A 26,335-nucleotide genomic window follows, 5' to 3' on the forward strand; every position below is an offset into this window, starting at 1 on the left:
GCTCGCCAAACAGCGCCCGGGGTGGCGCTCACCCCACGGCTGCCGGGTGGCGTTCGCACCGGTCCGCCGGGTGCGGGTCCCGGCCGCTACCATCGTTTCCCGGGCGTGATCGGGAGTGGAAGGCGGGCGGGGCGTGGACGTGGCGAGTCCTGCGCACGTCGCCACGCCGCCGGCGCCCGCCCGGCAGACCCGGCCGCTGTTGCGCGGGAGCATTCACGCCGGCTGGGTGGTACTGCTCGCGCTGGCCACCGAACTGCGCGTCGGCCGCTTCGGCTTCCACCCCTCCGACCAGGGCTTCATCCTCGCCCAGGCGTGGCGCGTGCTGCACGGCGAAGTCCCGCACGCCGACATCATCTCCGCCCGCCCGCTCGGGTCCGCGGTGCTGCACGTCGCCGACTTCGCCCTGCCGATGCCGCTGTTCTTCGGCTCCAGCTTCCTGTCGATGATCGAGATCATCGTGGCCACGATCGCGTTCGCCACGCTGGTCACCCGGCGCCGGGTGCTGGACTGGGGCCCAGGGATGACGGCGCTGGTCGCGGCCGCGTCGCTGATCAACCTCAACGCCTTCCCGCTGATGGCCTGGCACACCGTGGACGGCATCTTCCTCACCGCGTGCGGCGCCTGGGCCCTGGACGCGGGCTTGCGCGGCGGCCGCGCGCTCGCCCGCCGCGGCGGGCTGGTGCTGCTCGGCTGCGCGGTGTTCGTCAAGCAGAGCTTCGCGCTGGCCGCGGTGATCGGCGTCGTCTGGCTGGTGCTGCACCCGGCGACGCGGGCGGGCACGCGCCGCGCGGTCCGGTTCGTCCTCGACCTCCTCGCGCTCGGCGCGCCCGGGCTGGCGTACGTGGCGTGGGTGAGCCTCGGCGGCGGCTTCACGGAGATGGTCGAGCAGGTCACCGGCGGCGTGCCCGCGTACGGCGAGCGGCTGCTCGGCCTCTGGCTCGACGACCCGGAGGTGCTGACCAAGGCCCCCGTGCGGGAGCTGGGCTTCTTCGCCGCGATCGCCGTGGTGCTGCTGGCCGTCCGGCTGCCCGGCGACCGGCTCGGCGTGGCCGGGCGGGTGGCGTCCTGGGTGCTGGTGCTCGCCGGGGCCACGGCGGTGGTGTGGACCGTGGTCGACGGCCGGTTCACCGGCTCCTCGCGCTGGGCGGACGTCCTGTGGTGGATCGTCGCGGTCAGCGTGCCGGTGAACGCGGCCGTCCGGCGGAAGGTCCCGTGGGCGGGGCTGCTCGTGCTCGCCACCGGGTTCATGACCAGCCTGTCCTGGGGCAACGACACACCGACGCTGCTCACCGGCACCCTGGCCCTGACGGCGTTGCTGCTGCTGGGCCAGCTGGTCCCGCCCCGCCCGCGGCCGGTGCCCCGCTGGGTGACGGCGACGGCCGGCCTGACCGCGGTGGCGGTCTGCGGCTGGGTCGTCGTCGCCCGCCACGACCAGGCCGCCTACCTCGACGTCAGCCACGACCGGCTGACCGAGGACCTCGGCGCCGTCACCCCGGCGATGGCGGGCATCCGCACGAACCCCTCGACGTTCACCTTCGTCCGGCAGATCCGCGACTGCCTGGACCGCTTCCCGGCCGCGCGGACCGCGATCCTGCCGGACAGCCCGTTCGCCTACCCGGCGTTCGGCCTGCGCAACCCGTTCCCCCTCGAATGGCCGCTGCCGCTGGAGATCGTCGGCGACGCGCCCGAGCGCATGCTCGCGACGGCGGACGAGCTGAACCGCGAAGGCGGCTACCTGGTGCTGTTCGAGACGGATTCGATCCGGATGCTCGCGACCGGCGGCCCGGTCCCGGAGTCGATCCCGGCCGACACGCCGGTGTTCGACTACCTCGGGCTGGAGAAGGCGATCCAGGCCCGGCTCACCGGCCGGGCCGTCACCTGCGGCAGCTTCGTCGGGAAGTACGCCCCCTAGGACTCCCGCACCGCGCCGGTGAACTCCCGGAACGCGTCGGCCAGGACCCGCGCGAGGTCGTCCTCGCCGGCCCCGGCTAGCAGTTCCTCGAACCGCCTTCCCTCCTCGCCGACCTTGGCGCTGCGCGGGAACATGGCTTCCTCGTACTCCACGAGCGCGGTTTCGACCGCGCCGGGGCGCGCGGCGAGGGCCAGGCCGAGCTCGGCTCCGTCGAGCATGGCGAGGTTGGCGCCTTCGCCGTTGGCCGGCATGAGGTGGGCCGCGTCGCCGACCAGCGTCACCCCCGGCACGCGCGCCCACCGGTGCCCGACCGGCAGGGTGTAGTGCGGCCGCAGGACGGGCGGGGTGTCGCCGTCGGTGATCAGCGCGGTGAGTTCCGGGGCCCAGCCGTCGAACTCCGCCGCGACCCGGGCGGCGGCCGCGGCGGGGTCGGTGAAGTCGATCGCGTCGAACCACGCCAGCGGCCGGGTCAGCGACACGTAGGTGTGCAGCGTGTCCCCGCTCTCCCGGTGGGCGTGGATGCCCTTGCCCACCGACGGCACCATCAGCGAGCCGCCGCCCACCGCCTTCGCGGCGGCGGGGTGCCGGGTGTCCGCGTCGTACAGGTAGCTCTCGACGAAGGCTTCGCCGACGTACTCCGGCACCACGCCGGTGAGCAGCGGCCGGACCTTCGACCAGGCACCGTCCGCGCCGACCAGGAGGCTCGTGACGGCGGTGCGGCCGCCGGCGAAGGTCACCTCGTGCCGGCCGTCGCCGAGGGCGCGGGCCCCGGTCACCTTGTGTCCCCAGTGGACAGTGCCGGCCGGGAGCGCGTCGAGCAGCATCCGCCGCAGGTCGGCGCGCTGCACCTCGGGACGGCCGCCGGTGCCGTCGTCGGCCTGTTCGGCCAGCACGGTCCCGTGCCGGTCGAGCACCCGCATCGCCTGCCTGCCCTCCAGCACCAGGCCGCGGAACTCGGCCGTCAGCCCGGCCGCCTCGACGGCGAGCTGCCCGTTGTAGTCGTGGATGTCGAGCATGCCGCCCTGCATCCGGGCCGCCGGGGAGGACTCGGCTTCGTAGACGTCGGCGGCGATGCCGTGGACGTGCAGGACGCGGGCGAGGGTGAGGCCGCCGAGGCCGGCGCCGATGATCGTGACGTGCATGCGTGCTCCTTCGGGTTGCGGTGCGACTCCCGAAGGCTGGCGAAGATCACTGGCGCGGACCGCACACGGAGCTGGCACGCCGCTGGCGGGCGCTGTCAGTCGGCGAGCAGGTCGTCGGGACTGCCGCCGGCCAGCCCGGCCAGGACGTCGAGCGCCGACGCGAGGGCCGCCGGCGGCGGGGCCGACACCGCGACCCGCACCGCGTTCGGCGCGTGGCCGGGCAGGACCGCGAACGCCGCCGCCGGGGACAGCGCGATCCCCCGCCGGGCCGCCGCCGCGACGAACGTCTCCGCCCGCCACTGCTCCGGCAGCTCCCACCAGCGGTGGTACGACGCCGGGTCGCCGCGCAGGCCCGGGAGCTTCTCCGCCACCACGGTCGCGCGCGCGGCCGCGTCCCGGCGTTTCGCCGCCTCGATCTCCGCCAGGGTGCCGGTCACGATCCACTGCGTCGCCGCCTCGACGGCGAACCGGGACACCCCCCAGGCGCCCGAGCGCACCGACGACGCCAGCCGGGCCGTCCAGGCCGGCGGCGTCACCAGGAACCCCGCCGTCAAGCCCGGCGCGACCCGCTTGGACAGGCTGTCCACGAACACCGTGCGCTCCGGCGCGTACGCGGCGAACGGGCGGACGTCGTCGCGGAGGAACGTGTAGATGCCGTCTTCGATGACCGGCAGGTCCAGGCGGCCCGTGACCTCGGCGAGCTCGGCGCGGCGCTGCGGCGGCATCGTCGTGCCGAGCGGGTTGTGCAGCGTCGGCTGGACGTAGAGCGCGCGCACCGGCCCGGCCGCGGCGAGCGCCGAGGGCACCAGCCCCGACTCGTCGGTCTCGATCGGCACGAGCTCCACGCCGAGTCGCGCCGCGAGGGCCTTCACCACCGGGTACGTCAGCGACTCCACCGCGAGCCGCTCCCCCACCGGCACGAACGCGGCGATCGCCGCCGCCAGTGCCTGCCTGCCGTTGCCGGTGAACAGGATCGTCGCCGGGTCCGGGCGCCAGTCGCCGCGGGCGAGCAGGCCGGCCGCGGCCTCGCGGGCGACCGGGGTGCCCGCCGCGCCGATCGGGTGCAGGGCCGCCGTCAGGACATCGTCGCGCAGCAACGGTTCCAGGGCGCGGGCCAGCTTCGCGGACTCCTCCGGCAGGACGGCGAAGTTGAGTTCGAGGTCGACCCGGGCGCCGCCGGGCTCGGCGAGCGCGGGTTCGGGCGGCGGTTTCGCCGCGCGGACGAAGGTGCCGCGCCCGACCTCGCCGACGGCCAGGCCGCGCCGGACGAGCTCGCCGTAGACGCGGGCGGCGGTGGAACCGGCGATGCCGCGCTGCCGCGCGAAGCGCCGCTGGGGCGGGAGCCGGTCGCCGGGGCGGAGACGGCCGGCCTCGATGTCGGCGGCGATGGCGTCCGCGACGACGCGGTAGTCGTCCATGGTCACCTTCCCGCCGCGGTTTCTCCTCGACCGGCATGATCCCATCCGGGCTAGATTGACGGTGGAGGTGCCATGACCGACCAGAACTGGACCGACGTCGACGACTACCTCGCCGGCGCGCTGCTCGCCCCCGACCCGGTGCTCGACACGGCGCTGGCCGACGCGGACGCCGCCGGGCTGCCGCAGATCGCCGTCGCGCCCAACCAGGGCAAGCTGCTCAACCTGCTGGCGCGCCTCGCCGGGGCGCGCACGATCCTGGAGATCGGCACGCTCGGCGGGTACAGCACGATCTGGCTCGCCCGCGCCCTGCCGGCCGGCGGCAAGCTCGTCACCTGCGAATACGAGCCGAAGCACGCCGAAGTCGCGAAGGCCAACCTCGCGCGGGCGGGCTTCGGCGAGGACGTCGTCGACATCCGCGTCGGCGCGGCCCTCGACACGCTGCCCACGCTGACCGGGCCGTTCGACTTCGTTTTCATCGACGCCGACAAGGTCAACCTCGCGAACTACGTGCGCGCCTCGCTCTCGCTCGCCCGCCCGGGCACGGCGATCGTCGTCGACAACGTCGTCCGCCAGGGCCGGGTGGCCGACGCGGGCAGCGACGACCCGAACGTCCGCGGCGCGCGCGAGATGTTCGAGCTGCTGGCCGCCGAGGACCGGATCGACGCCACCGCCGTCCAGACCGTCGGCGGCAAGGGCCACGACGGGTTCGTGCTGGCCCTCGTCCGCTGACTCACCGCGGTGGGCGAGCGGCCGTCGCGGTGAAGGCGCGCCAGACGTCGGCCGGGACGGTGTCGCCGGTCAGTTTGCGGCCGCTCGCGTCCTTGAGGCGGCGGTCGTCGTCGGAGCCGATCCAGACCGCCGTCGCCAGCTGCGGGGTGTAGCCGACCGCCCAAGCGTCCTGGTAGTCCGGGCTGTTGCCGTGCTCGGCCTCGCCGGTGCGCAGCGCCGCCGGGCCGTCCGTGCGCAGGGTCGAGGTGACCTCCTCGGCGACGCGGCGGCTCGTGTCGTCGTCGCCGAACGCCGGGCGGGCGGTGTCCGGGTTTTCCCAGACGACCGCGCCGTTTTCGTCACGCACCCTCTCGACCAGGTGCGGGGTGGCCCGCCGGCCTCCGGCGGCGAAGGTCCCGTACGCGCCGGCGACGTCCAGCGGCCGCAGCGGGTACCGGCCGATGGCGATCCCCGCCCCGATCAGGAAGCCGTCCTTTTCGCGCAGGGTCGGAACGCCGTCGACGGCGTCCGGGATCCCGGCCCGGCGCGCGGCGTCGCTCAGCGCCTCCGGGCCCAGCCGCTTCGCCAGCTCGATGAATGGGCCGTCCGCGTGCGTTTCCATCGCCGAGCGCAGGGTGCACTTCGGGCCGCAGACGTCCGGGTATTGGAAGTTCTCGCCGAGGAACTCCAGCTTCGACGGCGACGGGATCGGCTGGTCCGGAACGTAGCCGCGGCCCAGCGCCGCGGCGAGGGTGAACGGGTGGAACGCCGTGCCGAGCGCGTGCGGGGTTCCGGCGTAGTCGCGGACGCCCTGGTCACCGCCGTAGTAGGCGCGGACGGCGCCGGTCGCCGGGTCGATCGCGACGACGGCCCCGCGGAACTCCTTCGGCTCGCCGTTCAGCCTGTCCCGCAGGGCTTTCTTCGCCGCGTCCTGGCGGCTGCGGTCCAGCGTCGTCTCGACCGTCATGTTCCCCTGCTGGAGCCGGCCGAGCGGGAAGCCGTCCCGCTCCAGCTCGGCGAGGACCTGCTGCTTGACGTGGAACTCGTCGTAGGTCACGCGGCCGGCGCGGGTCTCCGACGGCGGCTGGATCTCGGGGCCGGGGTAGGCCATCGGTTCGCCGTCCTTGACGTACCCGCGGCTCACGAGCTTGTCGCGCACGTACTGCCAGCGCCGGGCGGCGTGGAGGTCGCCCGAGGCGGCGGGGTCGTGCACCGACGGGGACTGGATCATCCCGGCCAGGAAGGCGGCTTCGCTCCACGTGATGGAGTCGTCGAGCTTCTTGCCGAAGTAGGCGTTCATCGCCGCGGCGGGGCCGAACGTGCCGCGGCCGAAGGAGATGATGTTGACGTAGCTTTCGAAGATCTGTTCCTTGCCCTGTTCCTGGGTGATCTTCGTGGCCAGCACGAGCTCGGCGAACTTGCGCCCGAGCGTCGCGTCTTCGTCGCCGGTGGACTTCTTGATGTACTGCTGGGTGATCCCGGAGCCGCCGCCGACGCCGGTGAGGAACGCCCGGCCGATGCCGGTGGGGTCGAAGCCCTGGTTGTCCCAGAAGGTCGGGTCCTCGGTGGCGATGATGGCGTCGCGCAGCTTCGCGGGCACCCGGGAGTAGGGGACGAACATCCGGTCGCCGTCGGCCGGGATCACCTTGAGCAGCTCGGACCCGTCGGCGTACTTCAGGACGACGGTCTTGTCGAGCCCGGCCAGGACCTCCTGGGGGCTGCGGACGTCGAGCACCAGGTAGGCGATCCAGAAGGCGATCAGCGGGCCGCCGATCAGGGCGCCGAGCGTCCAGCCGGTGATCCGCCGGACGCGGCGCCACTTCGGGGAGCGGGGCTTGTCTTCTTCTTCGGTTTCCTCGGTCGCCAAGGTCACGAATGGATGACGGCCGAACGGGTGAGAAGGTTCTGCGGCAGGTTGTTCGAATCCTGTGAAGATCGAAACTGTCGAAATCAGGACAGGAAGGCGCGCAGCAGCGAGGCGGTGCCCTCGATGTGCTCGGCCATCGCGCGGCGCGCGGCGGGGGCGTCGCCGGCCAGGATCGCGTCCACGATCGCTTCGTGCTGGGCGTTGGAGTGCTCGAGGTTGGGCGGGAGCAGGGGGATCCGGTCGAGCAGCTGGTTGACGCGGCTGCGGGCGTCGGCCATCGCCGTGGTCAGCGAGCCGGACGCGGTCACCTCGGCGATGGCCAGGTGCAGCCGGGAATCCTTGCGGCGGTAGTCGTCGAGGTCGGCGCCGGCGGCCTCGGCGAGCGTGCCGGTGAGGTGCTGCCGGTCGGCCGGGCTCAGCGACCGCGCGGCGGCCATCTCGGCGGCGCCGGTCTCGAGGACGTAGCGGAGGCTCAGCGCGTCTTCCAGCGCGACGGTGTCGACCTTCCCGCCGGGCTCGGGCGGAGCGGGCAGGGTGTCGTGCACGAACGTGCCGCCGTACCGCCCCCGCCGTGACTCGACGTAACCGGCGTCGGAGAGCGCCCGGATGGCCTCGCGCAGCGTGACGCGGCTGACGCCGAGCCGTTCGGCGAGCTCGCGTTCGGAGGGGAGCCGCTCCCCCGCGCCGACGACGCCCAGCCGGATGGCCTGCAGCAGCCGCTCAACGGTCTCCTCGAAGGCGTTGCCGGTGCGGACCGGCCGGAACAGCGCTTCGCCGGCATTCACCACCGAGGTCGACTCCATCCCGCGAGTCTAGGCGCTGCCCGGCCATCACCCTGTGTTCGCGGTCCGGAAAACCGGTGGCCCCGGTGGGCACTCTCGGCGACGATGGAACCACCGACACCGAACATCGACGCAGGGGGCGATCCGGTGCACTTCCTGATGGCCGAAGATCTGGTCCACGAACGAGAGAACGAGTTGCGCCACGGCGTGCAGAACCGCCCACCGGGCCGCGCGACGCCGAGCCGCCACCCGGGAACCCGCAAGCAGCAACTGGGCTGGCGCCTGGTCGAAGTCGGCTTGAAGCTGGCCGTCGAGCCGGACGACCGCCGAGACCGACCCCGCCGCGTCAGCACTCGATGACGTTCACCGCCAGGCCGCCACGCGCGGTTTCCTTGTACTTCACGCTCATGTCGGCGCCCGTCTCGCGCATCGTCTTGATCGCCTTGTCCAGCGTCACCACGTGACTGCCGTCGCCGCGCATGGCCATGCGGGCCGCGTGGATCGCCTTCGACGCTCCCACCGCGTTGCGCTCGATGCACGGGATCTGGACCAGGCCGCCGACCGGGTCGCACGTCAGCCCCAGGTGGTGTTCCACCCCGATCTCCGCCGCGTTCTCCACCTGGGCCGGCGTGCCGCCGAGCACCTCCGTCAGCCCTGCCGCCGCCATGGCCGACGCCGAGCCCACTTCGCCCTGGCAGCCGACCTCCGCGCCCGAGATCGAGCCCGTCTGCTTGAGGATCGAGCCGATCGCGCCCGCCGTCAGCAGGAACGTCACGATGCCGTCGTCCGACGAATGCCGGATGAAGCGCTGGTAGTAGTGCAGCACCGCCGGGATGATGCCCGCCGCGCCGTTGGTCGGGGCCGTCACCACGCGCCCGCCCGCCGCGTTCTCCTCGTTGACGGCGAGGGCGTACAGGCTCACCCAGTCCATCGCGTACAACGGGTCGTCCGCGCCGTCCTCCGCCAGGAGCTTCTCGTGCAGCGCCCGCGCCCGCCGCGGGACCTTCAGGCCGCCCGGCAGGACGCCTTCGTGCGTGCAGCCGTTGCGGACGCACTCCGCCATGACCGCCCAGATGTCCAGCAGCCCGGACCGCACTTCCTCGCGGGACCGCCACGACAGCTCGTTCGCCAGCATGATCTCGCTGATCGGCAAGCCCGTCGACGCGCAGTGCGCGAGCAGGTCGGCCCCCGTGCGGAACGGGTACGGCACCGGCGTCGAGTCCTCGACGAACACCGTGTCCGTCTCGTACGACTCGTCGCGGACGAAACCGCCGCCGACCGAGTAGTACGTCCGCTCGCGCAGCAGCGCGCCCGAAGCGTCGAACGCGCGGAACACCATGCCGTTCGGGTGCGCGGGCAGCGACTTGCGGCGGTGCATGGTGAGGTCGTTGTCCTCGTCGAACGCGATCTCGTGCGTGCCGGCCAAGCGCAGCCGCCCGGACTCGCGGATTTCCGCGATGCGGACGGGCACGGTGTCGGTGTCGATCTCTTCGGGACGCTCGCCCGACAGCCCGAGCAGGACGGCTTTGTCGCTGCCGTGGCCGAAGCCGGTCGCGCCGAGCGAGCCGAACAGCTCGGCCTGCACGCGGGACGTCCGCGGGAGGTCGTCGCCGAGTCCGTCCACAAAGGTCAGTGCCGCCCGCATCGGCCCGACGGTGTGGGAGCTCGACGGGCCGATGCCGATGGAAAACAGGTCGAAGACGCTGATCGCCATTGATCCGCCCCTTCCTATCGGGCCAGCAGCGAGCTGGCCTCTTGCGAAGCCGGGCCCTGGTCGGCGAGGTGGGCCAGGTTCTCCGGCAGCTCTTCTCCGCGGTGACGCTTGGTCTGGGCGTAGAGCCGTCCCGCGCGGTAGGACGAGCGCACCAACGGCCCCGCCATCACACCGGCAAAGCCCATCGCCTCGGCCGCCCGGGAGTGCTCCACGAACTCCTCCGGCTTGACCCACCGATCCACCGGGTGATGCCGCGGCGACGGACGCAGATACTGCGTGATCGTCAAGATCTCGCACCCCGCATCCACCAGGTCCTGCATCGCCGGCGCCACCTCGTCCGGGGTCTCACCCATGCCCAGGATCAGATTCGACTTCGTCACCAAACCGGCCTCACGCGCCTTCGTGATGACTTCCAGGGAACGCGCGTAGCGGAACCCGGGACGGATGCGCTTGAAGATCCGCGGCACCGTCTCCACGTTGTGGGCCAGGACCTCCGGCCGCGACCCGAACACCTCGGCCAGCTGTGCGGGGTCGGCGTTGAAGTCCGGGATCAGCAGCTCGACGCCGGTGCCGGGGTTCAACGCGTGAATCTGGCGGACCGTCTCGGCATACAGCCAGGCGCCACCATCGGGAAGGTCGTCCCGCGCCACACCGGTCACCGTGGAGTACCGCAAGCCCATGGCCTGCACCGACTCGGCGACCTTCCGAGGCTCGGTGCGGTCCAGCTCGGCGGGCTTACCGGTGTCGATCTGACAGAAATCACACCGCCGGGTGCACTGATCGCCACCGATCAGGAACGTCGCCTCCCGGTCCTCCCAGCACTCGTAAATGTTGGGACAACCGGCCTCCTCACACACCGTGTGCAAACCCTCGCGACGCACCAGACCCTTGAGCTCGGTGAACTCCGGCCCCATCCGCACCCGCGTCTTGATCCACGACGGCTTCTTCTCGATCGGCGTCTCACTGTTGCGCACCTCGAGACGCAGCAGCTTCCGGCCTTCGGGCTGGGCGCTCATCGCGCGAGGTCCGCGTACAGCGGGTGCTTCTCGGCCAGGGTTTCGACGCGGTCGCGCAGCTTGGCCCGCACGGCGTCGTCGAAGTCCGGCTTGAGCGCCTCGGCGATGACGTCGGCGACCTCGGTGAAGTCCTCGGCCCGGAAGCCGCGGGTGGCCAGCGCCGGGGTGCCGATCCGCAGGCCCGAGGTGATCATCGGCGGGCGCGGGTCGAACGGGACGGCGTTGCGGTTGACCGTGATGCCGACCTCGTGCAGGCGGTCCTCGGCCTGCTGTCCGTCCAGAGTGGACTGGACGAGGTCGACGAGCACCAGGTGGACGTCGGTGCCGCCGGTCAGCACCCGGACACCCGCCGAAGCGCAGTCGGCCTGCGACAGCCGCTCGGCGAGGATCCGCGAGCCTTCGAGGGTGCGCTCCTGACGCTCGCGGAACTCGTCGCTCGCGGCGATCTTCAGCGCGACGGCCTTGGCCGCGATGACGTGTTCGAGGGGCCCACCCTGCTGCCCCGGGAACACCGCCGAGTTGATCTTCTTCGCCAGTTCCTCGCGGCACAGGATGAGGCCGCCGCGCGGGCCGCCGAGGGTCTTGTGCGTGGTCGTGGTGACGATGTCGGCGTGCGGCACCGGCGACGGGTGCAGGCCGGCCGCGACCAGCCCGGCGAAGTGCGCCATGTCGACCATGAGCTTGGCGCCGACCTGGTCCGCGATCCGGCGGAACTCGGCGAAGTCGAGCTGACGCGGGTAGGCGGACCAGCCGGCGATGATCAGCTTCGGCTGGTGCTCGACGGCCAGCCGCTCGATCTCGGCCAGGTCGACGATCCCGGTCTCCTTATCGACGTGGTAGGCGACGACGTTGTAGAGCTTTCCCGAGAAGTTGATCTTCATCCCGTGCGTCAGGTGGCCGCCGTGCGCCAGGTCGAGGCCGAGGATCGTGTCGCCCGGCTTGAGCACGGCGAACATCGCGGCCGCGTTGGCCTGCGCGCCCGAGTGCGGCTGGACGTTGGCGTGCTCGGCGCCGAAGAGGGCCTTCGCGCGGTCGATGGCGAGCTGCTCGACGACGTCGACGTGCTCGCAGCCGCCGTAGTAGCGGCGGCCCGGGTAGCCCTCGGCGTACTTGTTGGTCAGCACCGAGCCCTGCGCTTCGAGCACGCCCACCGGGGCGAAGTTCTCGGAGGCGATCATCTCCAGGGTCGACTGCTGGCGGTTCAGCTCGTCCGCGACGGCCGCGGCGACCTCGGGGTCGACGTCGGCGAGGGGGGCGTCGAAAGTCGTCATCAGTTCTCCTGGGTGTGCGCGGCGTAGGCGGCGGCGTCGAGCAGGTCCGGCACGTCCCCGGTCAGACGCACCTTCAGGAGCCATCCTTCGGTGTACGGGTCGGAGTTGATGACCTCGGGGGTGTCCGATGTGGTGCCGTTCACCTCGACGACCTCGCCGGAGACCGGCGCGTACAGCTCGCTGACCGACTTGGTCGACTCGACCTCGCCGAACACCTCGCCGGCGGTGATCGCCGAGCCCGCGTCGGGCAGCTGGACGAACACGATGTCACCGAGCGACTCGGCAGCGAAGGCGGTGATGCCGACGGTGGCGACGCCGTCTTCGACCTTCAGCCACTCGTGTTCCTTGGTGTACTGCAGGTTCTCGGGGATGCTCACAGGGGAAGTCCTTACGCGCGGGAGTAGAAGGGCAGGGCGACGACCTCGACGGGCTCGATCCTGCCCCGGATGTCGACGGAGAGCTCGGTGCCGGGCTCGGCGTACGCCCGATCGACGTACGCCATGGCGATCGGGTAACCCAGCGTGGGCGACAGGGCGCCGCTGGTCACTTCCCCGATCCCGGTGCCGTCGGCCAGCACCTGGTAACCGTGCCGCGGGGCTCGGCGACCGGCGCCTTTCAGCCCCACCCGCACGCGCGGGACGTCCTGCTTGGACCGCTCCTCGAGGGCCGTGCGACCGACGAAGTCGCCCGGCTTCTCGAACTTGACGACCCGGCCGAGACCGGCCTCGAACGGGCTCTGCTCGACGGTGAGTTCGTTGCCGTACAACGGCATCCCGGCTTCCAGGCGCAGCGTGTCGCGGCAGGCGAGACCGGCCGGCACCAGGCCGTGCGGCTCCCCCGCCTCCATCAGCAGCCGCCACAGCGCCGGGGCTTCGTCGGCGTCGACGAACAGCTCGAAGCCGTCCTCGCCGGTGTAGCCGGTGCGGGCGAGCAGGACGTCGTGGCCCTTCACGCTCGCCGGGACGCTGGCGTAGTACTTCAGCGCGTCCAGGTCGGCGTCGGTCACCGCGCCCAGGATCTCGACGGCCTTCGGGCCCTGGACGGCGATCAGCGCGGTGGTCTCGGACTTGTCGGCCACGACGGCGTCGAAGCCCGCGACCCGCTCGGCCAGGGCGTCCGCCACGACCTGCGCGTTGCCCGCGTTCGCGACGACCAGGTAGTGCTCGTCGGCCAGCCGGTAGACGACCAGGTCGTCGAGGACGCCGCCTTCGGGGTTGCAGATCATCGTGTACCGCGCCCGGCCCGGCTTGACCCCGGTGAGGTTGCCGACCAGCGCGAAGTCCAGCACGTCGGCCGCCTGCTTGCCGGTGACGTGGATTTCGGCCATGTGCGAGAGGTCGAACAGCCCGGCGGCCTCGCGGACGGCCTTGTGCTCGGCCAGCTCGCTGGCGTAGCGGACCGGCATGGACCAGCCGGCGAAGTCGGTGAACAGCGCACCGAGTCCCTTGTGGACTCCGTGCAGGGAGGTTTCGTGTGACACGGGTTCAGCCTTCGTAAGCGTTGAGGGGCGGGCAGGAGCACACGAGGTTACGGTCGCCGCGGGCGCCGTCGATGCGACGCACCGGGGGCCAGTACTTGTTCTTGCGCGAAACACCCGCCGGGTACACGGCCAGCTCCCGGTTGTACGGCTTGTCCCACTCGCCGACCAGCGTCTCCGCGGTGTGCGGGGCGCCCCGCAGCGGCGATTCCTCCGCACTCCACTTGCCGTTGGCCACGTCGTCGATCTCGGCGCGGATGGCGATCATCGCGTCGCAGAACCGGTCGATCTCGCCCAGGTCCTCGGACTCGGTCGGCTCGACCATCAGCGTCCCCGCGACCGGGAACGACATGGTCGGCGCGTGGAAGCCGTAGTCGATGAGCCGCTTGGCGACGTCGTCGACCGTCACGCCGGTCTCCTTGGTGAGCTGGCGCAGGTCGAGGATGCACTCGTGCGCGACCAGGCCGTCCTGGCCCGTGTAGAGCACCGGGTAGTGCGGCGCCAGGCGCGAGGCGACGTAGTTCGCGGCCAGCACGGCGACCTCCGTGGCCGCGGTCAGGCCGGGCGCGCCCATCATCCGGACGTAGGCCCAGGAGATCGGCAGGATCGACGCCGAGCCGTAGGGAGCGCCGCTGATCGGGCCGACGCCGGTTTCCGGGCCGGCCGCCTCCAGCAGCGGGTGGTTCGGCAGGTAGGGCGCGAGGTGCGCGCGCACCGCGACCGGGCCGACCCCCGGGCCGCCACCGCCGTGCGGGATGCAGAACGTCTTGTGCAGGTTGAGGTGCGAGACGTCGCCGCCGAACTCGCCCGGCTTGGCCAGGCCGAGCAGGGCGTTGAGGTTCGCGCCGTCGACGTACACCTGGCCGCCGCCGTCGTGGACGATCTTCGCCAGCTCGTCGATGTCGTGCTCGTACACGCCGTGCGTGGACGGGTAGGTGACCATGATCGCGGCGAGGGTGTCCCGGTGGGTGTCCACCTTGGACCGCAGGTCGGCCAGGTCGACGTTGCCCTCGTCGGTGCACTTCACGACGACCACGCGCATCCCGGCCAGCACCGCGGACGCGGCGTTGGTGCCGTGCGCGGACGACGGGATCAGGCAGACGTCCCGGGCCTCGTCGCCGTTGGCGCGGTGGTACGCGCGGATCGCCAGCAGCCCGGCGAGCTCGCCCTGGCTGCCCGCGTTCGGCTGCAGCGACACCTTGTCGTAGCCGGTGACCTCGGCCAGCCAGCCCGCCAGCTGCCCGACCAGCTCGTGGTACCCGGCGGCGTCTTCGGCCGGGGCGAACGGGTGGATGCCGGCGAACTCGCGCCAGCTGATCGGCTCCATCTCGGTGGTGGCGTTGAGCTTCATCGTGCAGGAGCCGAGCGGGATCATGCCGCGGTCGAGGGCGTAGTCCAGGTCGGACAGCTTGCGCAGGTAGCGCAGCATCGCCGTCTCGGAGCGGTGGGTGCCGAAGACCTCGTGGCCCATGAAGCCGCTCTCGCGGGCCAGTCCGTTCGGCAGCGCGACGCCGTCTTCCAGGTCCCCTTCGACACCGAACGCCTTCAGGACCTTCGCGGCGATGGCGGGGGTGCTGACCTCGTCGAACGCGACGCGGACGTGGTCGGCGTCGACGTGCCCGAGGTTGATCCCGGCCTCGCGGGCGGCCGCGTGGACCTCGGCGGCCTGTCCGGGAACGTGTGCGACGACCGTGTCGAAGAAGGACTCGTGCACGACGTCGACGCCGGTCTGGCGGAGGGTGTCGGCGAAGCCCGCGGCGAGGCCGTGGACGCGCTGGGCGATCTTCTTCAGGCCGTCCGGACCGTGGTAGACCGCGTACATCGCGGCCAGCACGGCGGGCAGCACCTGCGCGGTGCAGATGTTGGACGTCGCCTTTTCGCGCCGGATGTGCTGCTCACGCGTCTGGAGCGCGAGCCGGTAGGCGGAGTTGCCGTCGGCGTCGACCGAGACGCCGACCAGACGCCCGGGCAGCGAGCGCTCGAGCCCGGCGCGGACGGACATGTACCCGGCGTGCGGGCCGCCGTAGCCGAGCGGGACGCCGAAGCGCTGCGTCGACCCGGCGGCGACGTCGGCGCCGAACTCGCCGGGCGAAGTGATCAGGGTGAGCGCGAGGAGGTCGGCGGCGACGGTGAACAGCGCGCCCGCGGCCTTCGCCGACTCGGAAATCGCGTGGTAGAAGCCGCGGCCGCGCAGCACGCCGGACGCGCCCGGGTACTGGACGACGACGCCGAAGAAGTCCTCGGGCAGGCCGGTCAGCAGGTCGCGGACCTCGACCTCGATGCCGAGGGCCTCGACGCGGGTCCGCACGACGGCGATGGTCTGCGGCAGGCACTCGGCGTCCAGGACGACCTTGTTGGACTTCGACTTCGACGCGCGGCGCATCAGCGTGACGGCCTCGGCGACGGCGGTCGACTCGTCCAGCAGCGAGGCGTTCGCGGTGGCCAGGCCGGTCAGGTCGGCGACCATCGTCTGGAAGTTGAGCAGCGCTTCGAGGCGGCCCTGCGAGATTTCCGGCTGGTAGGGCGTGTACGCGGTGTACCAGGCGGGGTTCTCGAGGACGTTCCGGCGGATCACGCCGGGGGTCACGGTGTCGGAGTAGCCGAGGCCGATCATCTGCGTCATCGGCCGGTTGCGCGCGGCGAGGGCGCGCAGCTCCGCGGTGGCGTCCTCTTCGGACGCGGCGGGCGGGAGCCGCAGGTCACGGGTGGCGCGGATGGCGCTCGGGACGGCGGCGCCGACGAGGGCGTCCAGACTGCCGTAACCGCACTCGGCCAGCATCTTCGCGCGTTCGGCCTCGGACGGGCCGATGTGGCGGGCGTCGAACTGCGTGGAAGTGATCGGGAGCTCCTCGGGCCGGGCGCACACCGGTGCGCTGGGAACTCCCCCTCTGTCATGGCACCTGAGAGTTTCACCGCCTGTGCAGCGGCTTTCACCTTGGGTGAGGCGCGGGTGCGCCTGCTTTCCAGAGTGGCCTCGCGCGAAGCGGTAGCGGTTACCTGAGAGATTCCGGGGAGTTTGCTCCTTCGGTGCCCCACCGACTTCGTGAGGGCTCTCCCGCCTCGGCTCGACGGCCCGATCTGCAGTTGTGGCGGTAACGGTACCCGGCGCTTCCCGCGGGCGTCCACTTCACCCGGGCAACACCACATCAGTTTTCGATGGCTCACGAACGCACCCCCAGCAAGGTCGCGAATGACTCATTCGCGACGTCGGAGGTCCCGAATGAGTCATTCGCGACCTCCGGCGACCCGGCGGACCACCTGGCCGGCCAGCACCGGCGGGCGCCGGACCCGGCCCGAGGGCAGGACCAGCCGTTTCAGCGGCCCGCCCACCGGCACCGGCGGCAGGCCCGCACCCAGCAGGACCTGCTCGACGATCTGCTCGGCGTGCCAGGCCACCGAGTCGTTGAGCCGGTCCAGCGACGGCCGGTCGCCGTCGAAGACGTCCTCGTCGGCCAGGGTCACCTCGAAGTGCGCGCAGCCCGGCGGGACCGCGACCGCGTCCTCGATCGCCCGGGCGCCCTCCAGCGGGTCGTCGAACCCGGCTTCGAGCAGCGCCGAACGGTAGATCCGGGCCGCCCGTTCCCGCATCCGCGGCCCGTAGCGGACGACGACCGGGAGGCGGCCGGTCAGGTCCGGCACGGCCAGGCCGTGCAGCAGCATGATCGGCGGCACCGAGTGCACCAGCCGCGGCGCGGGTTCGGCCAGCTCACGGGCGGTGACGCGGACCCGGTCGGCCATCTTGTCCGGGAGGCCGAAGTAGCGGAAGTCGACGTTGCCGAACCCGAGGCCGTCGGCGACCAGCGAGGCCAGCAGCTCGCCGTAGCCCCAGATCGGCGACAGCACGACCACCGGCGGCGCGGCGACCACCGGCGACGGCGCGGGCGGGCGCGTCGCCTCCTGCTCGGGCACCTGAATGACCAGCCGGGGCGGCTCGTGCCAGTCGTGCACCTCGGCTACCCGCCAGTACAGCCCGAGCGGCCGCCACAGCTCGCCGAGGACGTCGTGCTCGATGATCCGGCGCACCTCGGCGTCGTCGTAGGGGAAGTCCCGCGGCGGCACGATCCCGACGTAGTGGTGGTAGGTGACCCGGACTTCGTCGCCGCGGGTGGCCGAGCGGATCCGCATCTCCCAGTCGATCGGCGACGCCGCGATCGCGTTGGCCACCTGCGTGCCGGGCGAGGAGTAGACGAGCGCGGTGGCCTGCCGGAGGAACTGCCCGGCCCGGTCGATGCCCTCCCGCAGCGCCTTCGCCGCCTGCGCGACGTGCACCGGGCTCGCGAGGCTGTCCGGCAGGACGCCGGCGACGCGCAGCAGCTCGGCCTCCCCGAGCCCGGTGACTTCGGCGATCTCGGCCCAGTGGTCGAACACCGTCACCTTCGGCGCGTGCCGGTGTTCGATCCAGCTGCGCAACGTCGAGGTCGGGACGCCGATGCGCCGCGCGGCCTCGTCCAGGGACAGACCGCGGGAGCGGATGCCGGCCCGGACCGCTTCCGCCCACTCGTCGGCGCGCCAGTGCGTCACCTCACAAAGCTAACGAAACCCGCTAGCTTTGCGCAGGGACGACCCGCCCACGGTGCTCCGACGCTGGTCACCATGACCACCACTGTGCTCGCCCTGACCCTGATCGTCGGCGCGCTGACCTTCGCCGCCGGCGCGTTCCTCGCCTCCGAGATCGCCACCCGGATCCTGCGCCGCCGGGAAAAGGAGATCTCCGAAGAGCGCAGGAAGCTCAACGCCGCCTGGCGCTACCTGCGGGAGGTCTACGACGTCAAGAAGAAGTCGCAGCGTTAGATCGGGGTGACGTACGCCCCGGAGATGCCGCCGTCGACCAGGAACTGCGCCGCCGTGATGAAGCTGGCGTCGTCGCTGGCCAGGAAGGCCACCGCCGCCGCGATCTCCTCCGGCTCGGCGAACCGGCCGACCGGCACGTGCACCAGCCGCCGCGCCGCGCGCTCCGGGTCCTTGGCGAACAGCTCCTTGAGCAGCGGGGTGTTCACCGGGCCCGGGCACAGCGCGTTGACGCGGATGTTCTCCCGCGCGAACTGCACCCCGAGCTCGCGGCTCATCGCGAGCACGCCGCCCTTGGACGCGGTGTAGGAGATCTGCGAGGTCGCCGCGCCCATCACCGCCACGAACGACGCCGTGTTGATGATGGATCCCTTGCCCTGGCGCTGCATGTGCGGCAGGACGGCCTTGCAGCAGTGGTACACCGACGTCAGGTTGACCCGTTGCACGCGGTCCCACGCCTCGATGCCGGTGGTGAGGATGGAGTCGTCCTCCGGCGGTGAGATGCCGGCGTTGTTGAAGGCGACGTCGACCGAGCCGAACTGCTCCACCGTGCTGTGGAACAGGTTCTCGACCTGCTCGGCGTCGGTCACGTCGGTCTGGATGAACGCGCCGCCGATCTCGTCGGCGGCCGCCTTGCCCTCGGCCGGCGAGAGGTCCGCGATGACGACCTTCGCGCCTTCGCTCGCCAGGCGCCGGGCCGAGGCGAGCCCGATGCCGCTGGCGCCGCCGGTGATGACCGCGACGCGGCCTTCGAAACGCTGGACCATTACTCCTCCGTGCTCAGAAAGACGTTCTTGGTTTCGGTGAACGCCGCGGCGGCGTCCGGGCCGAGCTCGCGGCCGAGGCCGGACTGCTTGAAGCCGCCGAACGGCGTCCAGTAGCGCACCGACGAGTGCGAGTTCACCGAGAGGTTGCCGGATTCGACGCCGCGCGCAACTCGGAACGCGCGCCCGGCGTCGCGGGTCCAGATCGACCCGGACAGGCCGTACTCGGTCGCGTTGGCCATCCGGACCGCGTCGGCCTCCTCCGCGAACGGCACCACGGCGACGACCGGCCCGAAGACCTCCTCCGCGGCGAGCGGGTGACGCAGGTCGGGCGGGGTGACGACGGTCGGCGGGAACCAGAAGCCCGGTCCGGAAGGCGCGGTGCCGCGGAAGGCCACGGGCGCGTCGTCCGGGACGTAGGAGGCGACCTTCTCCCGGTGCGCGGCGGAGATCAGCGGGCCCATCTCGGTCTTCTCGTCGCCGGGGTCGCCGACGACGACGCCGTGCACCGCGGGCTCCAGGAGCTCCATGAAGCGGTCGTACGCGCTCGCCTGCACCAGGATCAGGGAGCGGGCGCAGCAGTCCTGGCCGGCGTTGTCGAAGACGCCGTAGGGGGCGGTCGCCGCGGCTTTCTCCAGGTCGGAGTCGGCGAAGACGATGTTGGCGTTCTTGCCGCCGAGCTCCAGCGTCACGCGCTTCACCTGCGCCGCGCAGCCCGCCATGATCTGCTTGCCGACCTCGGTGGAGCCGGTGAACACGACCTTCCGCACTCCCCCGTGGTCGACGAACCGCTGCCCGACCACGGACCCCTTGCCGGGCAGCACCTGGAAGACGTCCTCCGGGATGCCCGCCTCCCGGGCCAGCTCGGCCAGCCGGAGCGCGGTCAGCGGCGTCAGCTCGGCAGGCTTGAGGACGACGGTGTTCCCGGCGGCCAGCGCGGGCGCGAACCCCCAGCCGGCGATCGGCATCGGGAAGTTCCACGGCACGATCACGCCGACCACGCCCAGGGGCTCCTGGAAGGTGACGTTGATCCCGCCGGGCACCGGGATCTGCTTGCCGATCAGGCGTTCCGGGGCGGCGGAGTAGTAGGTGAGGACGTCGCGGACGTTGCCCGCCTCCCAGCGGGCGTTGCCGATGGTGTGGCCGGAGTTCTCGACCTCCAGCCGCGCGAGGTGCTCGATGTCGGCCTCGACGGCGTCGGCGAACCGGCGCAGCAGGCGGGCGCGGTCGCCGGGGGTGACGTCGCGCCAGGCCGGGAACGCCGCCTGGGCGCGGGCGATCGCCGCGTCGGTCTCTTCGGCGCTGGTCAGGGGGACGCTCCGCACCACCTCCTCGGTGGCCGGGTTGAGGACGTCGAAGGTGGTGGTCATCGGTTCTCCTTGCTCGCTTCGACGAGAGCCTGGAACAGCCGGACGTCGTCGGTGTCCTGCTCGGGGTGCCACTGGACACCGAGGGTGAACTCACCGGGTAGTTCAGCGGCCTCGATCGTGCCGTCCTCCGCCCGGCCGACCGGTTCCAGGCCGCTGCCGAGCCGGTCGATCGCCTGGTGGTGGTAGCACAGGGTCTTGGTTTCGGGGCCGAGGATCGCCGCGGCCCGGCTGCCCTCGGCGAGCGTGACGGTGCCCCGGCCGAACGTCGCCGGTGCCGGCTGGTGCTCGGTGGTGCCGCTCTCGGGCAGGTGCTGGGTCAGGGTGCCGCCGAGGGCGACGCTGATCACCTGCAGGCCGCGGCACACGCCCAGCACCGGTTTGCGTGCGCGCCGGGCCGCGGCGAACAGGCCGAACTCGAAGGCGTCCCGCTCGGGCCGGACGTAGGTGGCCGGGTGCGGCTCGTGACCGTAGCGCGCGGGCTCGACGTCGGCGCCACCGGTGAGCACCAGCCCGTCCACAGTGGACACGAGTTTGTCATACGCGTCGGACACCGGCGGCAGCAGCACCGGGATGCCGCCCGCCGCGACGACGCAGTCGACGTAGACCCGGTGCAGCAGCACGGCCTCGGTGTCCCAGACTCCGAACTTCGCGGGCTCCAGGTAGCTGGTGAGGCCGATGACGGGCTCAGAGCCGTTCGAAGCCACGGATCAGCTCCCAGTCGGTGACGGCGGCGTTGTAGGCGTCGATCTCGATCTTCGCCGCGTTCAGGTAGTGATCGACGACCTCGTCGCCGAAGGCCGCGCGGGCCAGGTCGCTCTCCGCCAGCGCCGCGGCCGCTTCGGGCAGGGTGGTCGGCACGGTGCCGCGGTCGGAGTGGTACGCGTTGCCGGTGAAGGGCTCTTCGAGCTCCAGCTCGTTCTCGATGCCGTGCAAGCCGGCGGCGATGAGCGCGGCGACGGCGAGGTACGGGTTGACGTCCCCGCCCGGCACCCGGTTCTCGACGCGCAGCGACTCGCCGTGCCCGACGACGCGCAGCGCGCAGGTGCGGTTGTCGGTGCCCCACGCGATCGCGGTCGGCGCGAAGCTGCCCGGCACGAACCGCTTGTAGGAGTTGATGTTCGGCGCGAAGAAGTACGTCAGCTCGTGCAGCCCGGCGAGCTGGCCGGCGAGGAAGTGCTCCATCAGCTTGGAGAAGCCGTGCTCGCCGTCCCCGGCCAGCACGGCGCGGCCCTCGGTGGAGCGCAGGCTGATGTGGATGTGGCAGGAGTTGCCTTCGCGTTCGTTGTACTTCGCCATGAAGGTGAGGCTCTTGCCCTCCTGCGCGGCGATCTCCTTGGCGCCGTTCTTGTAGACGCTGTGGTTGTCGCAGGTGCTCAGGGCATCGGTGTAGCGGAAGGCGATCTCCTGCTGGCCGGGGTTGCACTCGCCCTTGGCGGACTCGGGGTAGAGCCCGGCGCCGGCCATGTCGTTGCGGATGCGGCGCAGCAGCGGCTCCAGGCGCGCGGTGCCGAGCATCGAGTAGTCGACGTTGTACTGGTTGGCGGGTTTGAGGCCGTGGTAGCGCTTGTCCCAGGCGGCTTCGTAGGTGTCGTCGAAGACGATGAACTCGAGTTCGGTGCCGACGAAGGCGGCGAGCCCGCGCTCGGCGAGCCGGTCGAGCTGGCGGCGCAGGATCTGCCGCGGCGACATGCTGACGGCGCCGCCCTGCACGCGCTCGACGTCGGCCAGCACCAGCGCGGTGCCCTCCTGCCAGGGGATCTCCCGCAGGGTGTCGAAGTCGGGGCGCAGCACGAAGTCGCCGTACCCGCTGTCCCAGGAGGAGAGCGCGTAGCCGTCGACGGTGTTCATGTCGACGTCGACGGCGAGCAGGTAGTTGCAGGCCTCGGTGGCGTGGCCGACGACCTCGTCCAGGAAGTACTCCGCCGAGCAGCGCTTGCCCTGCAGCCTGCCTTGCATGTCGGTGAGCGCGACGAGCACGGTGTCGATCGTGCCCGCGTCCACGCGCGCCCGGAGTTCGTCGAGCGTGAGCATGCCTCGCCTGCGTGCCATCGTCGCCCCAAAGGTTTGGTATGAATCCTTTGCCGGTCCTTCCTACCCGGTGAGCCTCGCCGGGTCAACCGGAACAAAGGTATCTTTTTGAACCATTGCGGCGGCGGTCGGATTGTCCGGGATGCCCGGCTGAGAAGAGTCTGTGAATCCGCCGCCACGGGAGGAATCCGGAGCCCTCGCGCGTTGAACGGGGCAAGAGAGGTGAGATCGATGACCACAGCATTCACGCAGACCACGATCGGACAGCAGCAGGCCCGGCCCCAGCTGCCGACCCTGCCCACCGGCTGGCCGATCGGTTCGTACGAGTCCTACGAGCAGGCACAGCGGGCGGTCGACCACCTCGCGGGCGCGGACTTCCCCGTCACCGACGTCACGATCGTGGGCGTGGAACCGATGCTCGTCGAGCGGGTCGCGGGCAAGATGTCGTGGGGCAAGGTCCTCGGCAGCGCGGCGACGTCCGGTGCGCTGTTCGGCCTGTTCCTCGGCCTGATGCTCAGCCTGTTGAACCCCGGCGCCGGCATGGTCCCGATCGTGATCGGCCTCGTCGCCGGTCTCGGGTTCAACCTGCTCTTCGGCGCGCTGGGCTACGCGGTGAACCGCAACAAGCGCGGGTTCATCTCGCAGAGCCAGCTGGTGGCCCGCCGCTACGACGTGCTGTCCCAGCCGCGCAACGCCGAGAAAGGCCGCGCGTTGCTGGCGGACCTCGCGGCGCGCAGCGCGTTCGGCCACTGATCCGGTAGTACGCGAAGGCCGTCTCCTGCGGGAGGCGGCCTTCGCCGTGTCCGAGCAGCCCCCGGTTTCCACGCTATCGGGAGCGCCCGACAGGTTCGGGCACGCTCACCGCGGGCGGCCCGAGTTGTCCACAACGCCGAGCCGAAGCGCGGGTGGTCCACACCGAGTCCGGCCGGTGCCCGGAACTGTCGGTGCCCGCCGGTAGCGTGGAAATCGGGGCTGCTCAGGTGCCCGAGGACACCGTCGGCGCGTCGGGGATCTCCGCCGAGGCCGGTGGCTGCTCCGCCGGGCGGCCCGCCCGCAGCAGCTCGCCCCAGCGCGCCCGGTCGTACTCGGCCGGCGGCGTCTCCGCCAGGAACTCGAGCAGGACCTCCAGGAACTGCTTCGGGGCCGAGCGGTGCGGGAAGTGGCCTGCCCCTTCGAAGAGCACCAGCCGGCTGCCCGGCATCGCCCGGTGCGCGCGTAGCGCGTGGCCGCTCGGCACCACCCGGTCCTCCGTGCCCCACACCAGCAGCGTCGGGATTCCCTGGGTCAGGTAGCACCGGTCCAGCATGTTGACGACCTGCCCGCGCCAGTCGACGACCGAGCGCAGCGTCCGCAGGAACGCCGACCGCGTGCCCGGCTCGACCAGGCGGAGGTAGCGGGCGACCACGTAGTCGAGGTCGTCGGAGATCCGCAGCGACTCGGCCAGCTTGCGCAGCACCGGCAACGCCGGCTGCGCTCCGAGCAGCGGCAGCAGCAGCCCCGCCCCCGGCGCCGCGGCCAGCCGCAGCAGCGGGTGCACGCTCGCGCCGACCCCGCCCGAGCCGACCAGGACCAGGCGTTCGCAGCGTTCCGGGAACTGGTAGGCGAACTGCATCGCGACGCCGCCGCCGAGGGAGTGCCCGACCACCGTCACCCGGTCGACGTCGAGGGTGGTAAGCAGGTCGCGCATGCCGCAGGCGTAGGCGGCGACCGAGTAGTCCGCACGGGGTTTCGCCGAAGCGCCGTGGCCGAGCAGGTCGGGCGCGATGACCGTGAAGTCGTCCGCCAGCGACTCCAGCAGCTCCAGCCACGTCGACGAGTCGTCGCCGATGCCGTGCAGGAAGAGCAGCACGGGGCCGCGCCCGGCCATCCGGTAGGCGCGCTCGTAGCCGTGGACCACCCGGGTCCGCGGGGCGAAGGCTTCCGGGAGCACCGGCCCAGCACACCAGCCCCGCGTTGGCGGAACGTTTCGGGCGCGTTCGGATCAGGTGAACGCCGGGAGCGGCCCCGGCGTTCCTCCCCTACCTCGTCGGCGGAGCCGGTGACGTGGTCGTCGTCGCGGGCGGTGCCGTCACCTTCGGGATCGCGGCGCTGAACGGCACGCCCGCCAGCTCGCGGCAGGCACCGCGGTAGCCGTTGTAGCCGTTGTAGCTGCCCCGGTCGTCGGTGACGCCCTGCTCGATCTTCGGCCGCGGGAACCGGTTGTCCTCGCCGATCTTCTGCTTCCCGCCGGTCGAGCGCTCGCAGCCGTAGCGGGTCACCGTGAGCGGCCTGCCCTCTTCGTCGTAGAGGTAGACCTCGGTCAGCGGCTTGCCCTCGGCGTCGAAGGCGTAGACGTTCTCGACGTCGCGGCCGCCGTAGGTCAGCTGGTCGTTGCCGTAGTTGTCGGACGCCGACGGGTAGTACGACGACGGGCCCGAGTAGGACGTCCCGCGGGCGAAGAGGTCGATCGCGGCGCCGAAGCCGCCCAGTGCGCCGCCGATGACGAACGCCGAGATCGGCACGACCACCCACAGCAGCTTCCGGTCGCCCCGCACCCGCGGCCCCGCCCACAGGGCCGCGACGGCCGCGAGGATCAGGAACGGCAGCAACAGCACGCCACTGCGGCGCTGCAGCATGAACAGCAGCCCCAGCGCGACCAGCACGACGGCGCACAACACCCACCACGCCGGCTTGAGCGAGCCGAGGTAGCGCAGGAACTTGCCGGTGTCCTCCTGATCCCGGCCCTTCGCCATCGTGGTGCGCAGCCACCCGACTTCCGGCAGGGCCAGCACCGGCTCGACCCCGCCGCGCAGCAGCAGCACGAGGCTGACGAGGAAGACCGGCGCGAACAGGAACAGGCCGACGAAGGCATCGGGACTGCGGGAGACGGTGGCGCCGAAGGCGAGCATGGCGAGCCCCAGGGCGCAGAACACCAGGCCCCACAATGCGATCCGCGGCTTCAGCAGGCTGGGCGCAGCTGTCGTGAGCACCTGTGTCGCCCCCTCGCCCGGCGCCGGGTAGCCACCGGACGCGCGCAGCTCGGCGGCGTAGCTCTCGGGCGAGCCGAGCCGTTCGATCAGGGCCTCGACACGGGCGCCCTCGCCCAGTTCGGCTTCGAGTTCCGCCAGGTGCGGGCGGACGTCCTCGAGGATCTCTTCGATCTCGCTCGCGGGCAGGTCGGCGAGCGCGGTGCGGACCCGCGCCAGATACACCCGCACGGCGGTCGGCTTGTCGCTCATGCTGCCTCTCCCAAAAGCACGTTCATCGTCGAAGCGAAGCTCTGCCAGGTCTTGCCCGACTCCGCGAGGCGCGCCCGGCCCGGCTCGTTCAGGCTGTAGTACTTGCGGTGGGGACCCTCTTCACTGGGCACGACGTACGAGGTCAGCAGGCCGGCCTTGTAGAGCCTGCGCAACGTCCCGTACACCGACGCGTCCCCCACCTCGTCCAGGCCGGCGGCCCGGAGTCTTCTCAGTACGTCGTACCCGTAGCCGTCTTCCTCGCGGAGCACCGCGAGGACGGCGAGATCGAGCACGCCCTTGAGCAGCTGACTGATCTCCACTGCACCCTCCAGTCTTACGCTTGGGAAGGTACCACGCATTGCGCAGTAGTGTGCACGGCGGAGGGCCGTTTCGGGTCGCCGTGTTCAGTTCCGGGTGTCCACCGGCCGCTCGAAGAAGGATTCGAGGACCACGATGGTCTGCGTGCCGGTGACCCCGTCGATCGCGAAGAGCCGGCGCAGCGACGACTGGAGGTCTTCGGTCGTGGCGGTGCGCACCTTGACCAGCAGCGACGCCGGGCCGGCGATGACGTGCGCCTCCACGACTTCAGGCAGGGCCTCCAGGGCTTCGCGCACGGGGTGATCGCCCATCCAGGCGTTCGCTTCGACGAGCACGAAGGCCGCGACCCCGCGCCCGACGGCGGCCGGGTCGACGTCCACGGTGGTCCGCCGGATGACGTCCTGCTCCCGGAGCTTGCGCACGCGTTCATGGGCGGCGCCCGCGGACAGTCCGACGGCCTTCCCGAGGACGGCGTACGCCTGGGTGGCGTCACGCTGGAGTTCGCTGAGCAGCATGCGATCTACTTCATCCACGTGTTGACC

At 71.7% G+C, this 26,335-nt stretch carries 24 protein-coding genes and 1 riboswitch; of the genes, 5 read left to right on the forward strand and 19 right to left on the reverse strand.

Features of this window, described 5'->3' with window-relative positions; all coding sequences use genetic code 11:
- Positions 1-133 precede the first annotated feature (133 nt).
- Complete coding sequence (locus tag H5965_RS32300) at positions 134-1,912, forward strand: hypothetical protein (RefSeq protein ID WP_310974560.1); 1,779 nt, start codon at positions 134-136, stop codon at positions 1,910-1,912.
- Here H5965_RS32300 and H5965_RS32305 read toward each other — a convergent pair.
- Positions 1,909-3,054, reverse strand: coding sequence for an NAD(P)/FAD-dependent oxidoreductase (locus H5965_RS32305; RefSeq protein WP_310974561.1), 1,146 nt, complete (start codon positions 3,052-3,054; stop codon positions 1,909-1,911). The two genes, H5965_RS32300 and H5965_RS32305, sit on opposite strands and share 4 nt — an antisense overlap.
- Before the next feature lie 95 nt (positions 3,055-3,149).
- Positions 3,150-4,472 carry a PLP-dependent aminotransferase family protein gene (locus H5965_RS32310; protein WP_310974562.1) on the reverse strand — a complete coding sequence of 441 codons (1,323 nt, stop codon included), beginning with the start codon at positions 4,470-4,472 and terminating at the stop codon, positions 3,150-3,152.
- A gap of 72 nt (positions 4,473-4,544) precedes the next feature.
- Here H5965_RS32310 and H5965_RS32315 point away from each other — a divergent pair, with 72 nt between their 5' ends.
- Positions 4,545-5,201 carry an O-methyltransferase gene (locus H5965_RS32315; RefSeq protein WP_310974563.1) on the forward strand — a complete coding sequence of 219 codons (657 nt, stop codon included), beginning with the start codon at positions 4,545-4,547 and terminating at the stop codon, positions 5,199-5,201.
- Between the two features lies 1 nt (position 5,202).
- On the opposite strand, the gene H5965_RS32320 is transcribed toward H5965_RS32315, so the two are convergent.
- Positions 5,203-7,053, reverse strand: a complete 1,851-nt coding sequence (locus H5965_RS32320) for a transglycosylase domain-containing protein (RefSeq protein WP_310974564.1) — start codon at positions 7,051-7,053, stop codon at positions 5,203-5,205.
- Between the two features lie 77 nt (positions 7,054-7,130).
- Positions 7,131-7,850 carry an FCD domain-containing protein gene (locus tag H5965_RS32325; protein ID WP_310974565.1) on the reverse strand — a complete coding sequence of 240 codons (720 nt, stop codon included), beginning with the start codon at positions 7,848-7,850 and terminating at the stop codon, positions 7,131-7,133.
- A gap of 84 nt (positions 7,851-7,934) precedes the next feature.
- Between H5965_RS32325 and H5965_RS32330 the strand changes: the two genes are divergently transcribed.
- Entirely contained in the window at positions 7,935-8,189 is a 255-nt protein-coding gene (locus H5965_RS32330) for a hypothetical protein (protein WP_310974566.1), read from the forward strand.
- Here H5965_RS32330 and H5965_RS32335 read toward each other — a convergent pair.
- The 7 genes from H5965_RS32335 to H5965_RS32365 all read right to left on the reverse strand — a co-directional run bounded on the left by H5965_RS32335 (position 8,176) and on the right by H5965_RS32365 (position 17,828).
- The gene (locus H5965_RS32335; protein ID WP_310974567.1) at positions 8,176-9,543 is read right to left on the reverse strand and encodes an L-serine ammonia-lyase; all 1,368 of its coding nucleotides are present in this window, start codon (positions 9,541-9,543) and stop codon (positions 8,176-8,178) included. The genes H5965_RS32330 and H5965_RS32335 overlap by 14 nt on opposite strands.
- A 14-nt stretch (positions 9,544-9,557) precedes the next feature.
- A complete protein-coding gene (gene lipA, locus H5965_RS32340) occupies positions 9,558-10,559 on the reverse strand; it encodes a lipoyl synthase (RefSeq protein ID WP_310974568.1) in 1,002 nt (333 codons plus the stop codon).
- Entirely contained in the window at positions 10,556-11,830 is a 1,275-nt protein-coding gene (gene glyA / locus H5965_RS32345) for a serine hydroxymethyltransferase (RefSeq protein WP_310974569.1), read from the reverse strand. The genes lipA and glyA overlap by 4 nt, the downstream gene beginning before the upstream one ends.
- Positions 11,830-12,207: a glycine cleavage system protein GcvH gene (gcvH, locus tag H5965_RS32350; protein WP_310974570.1), complete on the reverse strand. Its 378-nt coding sequence runs from the start codon at positions 12,205-12,207 to the stop codon at positions 11,830-11,832. Before gcvH ends, glyA begins: the two co-directional genes overlap by 1 nt.
- An 11-nt stretch (positions 12,208-12,218) precedes the next feature.
- Positions 12,219-13,310, reverse strand: coding sequence for a glycine cleavage system aminomethyltransferase GcvT (gene gcvT / locus H5965_RS32355; RefSeq protein ID WP_310974571.1), 1,092 nt, complete (start codon positions 13,308-13,310; stop codon positions 12,219-12,221).
- Between the two features lie 4 nt (positions 13,311-13,314).
- Positions 13,315-16,146, reverse strand: a complete 2,832-nt coding sequence (gene gcvP, locus H5965_RS32360; RefSeq protein WP_310974765.1) for an aminomethyl-transferring glycine dehydrogenase — start codon at positions 16,144-16,146, stop codon at positions 13,315-13,317.
- 135 nt (positions 16,147-16,281) lie between these two features.
- A riboswitch (glycine riboswitch) is annotated at positions 16,282-16,375 on the reverse strand.
- A gap of 157 nt (positions 16,376-16,532) precedes the next feature.
- Positions 16,533-17,828 carry a helix-turn-helix transcriptional regulator gene (locus H5965_RS32365; RefSeq protein ID WP_310974572.1) on the reverse strand — a complete coding sequence of 432 codons (1,296 nt, stop codon included), beginning with the start codon at positions 17,826-17,828 and terminating at the stop codon, positions 16,533-16,535.
- A gap of 72 nt (positions 17,829-17,900) precedes the next feature.
- Here H5965_RS32365 and H5965_RS32370 point away from each other — a divergent pair, with 72 nt between their 5' ends.
- Positions 17,901-18,098 carry a hypothetical protein gene (locus H5965_RS32370; RefSeq protein ID WP_310974573.1) on the forward strand — a complete coding sequence of 66 codons (198 nt, stop codon included), beginning with the start codon at positions 17,901-17,903 and terminating at the stop codon, positions 18,096-18,098.
- Here H5965_RS32370 and H5965_RS32375 read toward each other — a convergent pair.
- The 4 genes from H5965_RS32375 to H5965_RS32390 are packed head-to-tail and all read right to left on the reverse strand — an operon-like array spanning position 18,095 to position 22,278.
- The gene (locus H5965_RS32375) at positions 18,095-18,862 is read right to left on the reverse strand and encodes a 3-oxoacyl-ACP reductase (RefSeq protein WP_310974574.1); all 768 of its coding nucleotides are present in this window, start codon (positions 18,860-18,862) and stop codon (positions 18,095-18,097) included. The two genes, H5965_RS32370 and H5965_RS32375, sit on opposite strands and share 4 nt — an antisense overlap.
- Positions 18,862-20,229: an aldehyde dehydrogenase family protein gene (locus H5965_RS32380; protein ID WP_310974575.1), complete on the reverse strand. Its 1,368-nt coding sequence runs from the start codon at positions 20,227-20,229 to the stop codon at positions 18,862-18,864. Before H5965_RS32380 ends, H5965_RS32375 begins: the two co-directional genes overlap by 1 nt.
- Complete coding sequence (locus H5965_RS32385; RefSeq protein WP_310974576.1) at positions 20,226-20,933, reverse strand: gamma-glutamyl-gamma-aminobutyrate hydrolase family protein; 708 nt, start codon at positions 20,931-20,933, stop codon at positions 20,226-20,228. The genes H5965_RS32380 and H5965_RS32385 overlap by 4 nt, the downstream gene beginning before the upstream one ends.
- Positions 20,914-22,278 carry a glutamine synthetase family protein gene (locus H5965_RS32390; RefSeq protein WP_396136968.1) on the reverse strand — a complete coding sequence of 455 codons (1,365 nt, stop codon included), beginning with the start codon at positions 22,276-22,278 and terminating at the stop codon, positions 20,914-20,916. Before H5965_RS32390 ends, H5965_RS32385 begins: the two co-directional genes overlap by 20 nt.
- Positions 22,279-22,488: 210 nt before the next feature.
- On the opposite strand from H5965_RS32390, the gene H5965_RS32395 reads away from it, so the two are divergent.
- Entirely contained in the window at positions 22,489-23,010 is a 522-nt protein-coding gene (locus H5965_RS32395) for a general stress protein (RefSeq protein WP_310974577.1), read from the forward strand.
- Positions 23,011-23,233: 223 nt separating this feature from the next.
- On the opposite strand, the gene H5965_RS32400 is transcribed toward H5965_RS32395, so the two are convergent.
- From H5965_RS32400 to H5965_RS32415, 4 genes are all read right to left on the reverse strand, one after another.
- Positions 23,234-24,124, reverse strand: coding sequence for an alpha/beta fold hydrolase (locus tag H5965_RS32400; RefSeq protein ID WP_396136969.1), 891 nt, complete (start codon positions 24,122-24,124; stop codon positions 23,234-23,236).
- A gap of 151 nt (positions 24,125-24,275) precedes the next feature.
- Positions 24,276-25,475: an HAAS signaling domain-containing protein gene (locus H5965_RS32405; protein ID WP_310974579.1), complete on the reverse strand. Its 1,200-nt coding sequence runs from the start codon at positions 25,473-25,475 to the stop codon at positions 24,276-24,278.
- The gene (locus H5965_RS32410) at positions 25,472-25,795 is read right to left on the reverse strand and encodes a PadR family transcriptional regulator (protein ID WP_086843254.1); all 324 of its coding nucleotides are present in this window, start codon (positions 25,793-25,795) and stop codon (positions 25,472-25,474) included. Before H5965_RS32410 ends, H5965_RS32405 begins: the two co-directional genes overlap by 4 nt.
- A gap of 84 nt (positions 25,796-25,879) precedes the next feature.
- The gene (locus H5965_RS32415) at positions 25,880-26,326 is read right to left on the reverse strand and encodes an Lrp/AsnC family transcriptional regulator (RefSeq protein WP_310974580.1); all 447 of its coding nucleotides are present in this window, start codon (positions 26,324-26,326) and stop codon (positions 25,880-25,882) included.
- Between the last annotated feature and the right edge of the window lie 9 nt (positions 26,327-26,335).

Source organism: Amycolatopsis sp. 505 (assembly GCF_031625235.1).
In the GTDB taxonomy this organism is placed as follows: Bacteria; Actinomycetota; Actinomycetes; order Mycobacteriales; family Pseudonocardiaceae; genus Amycolatopsis.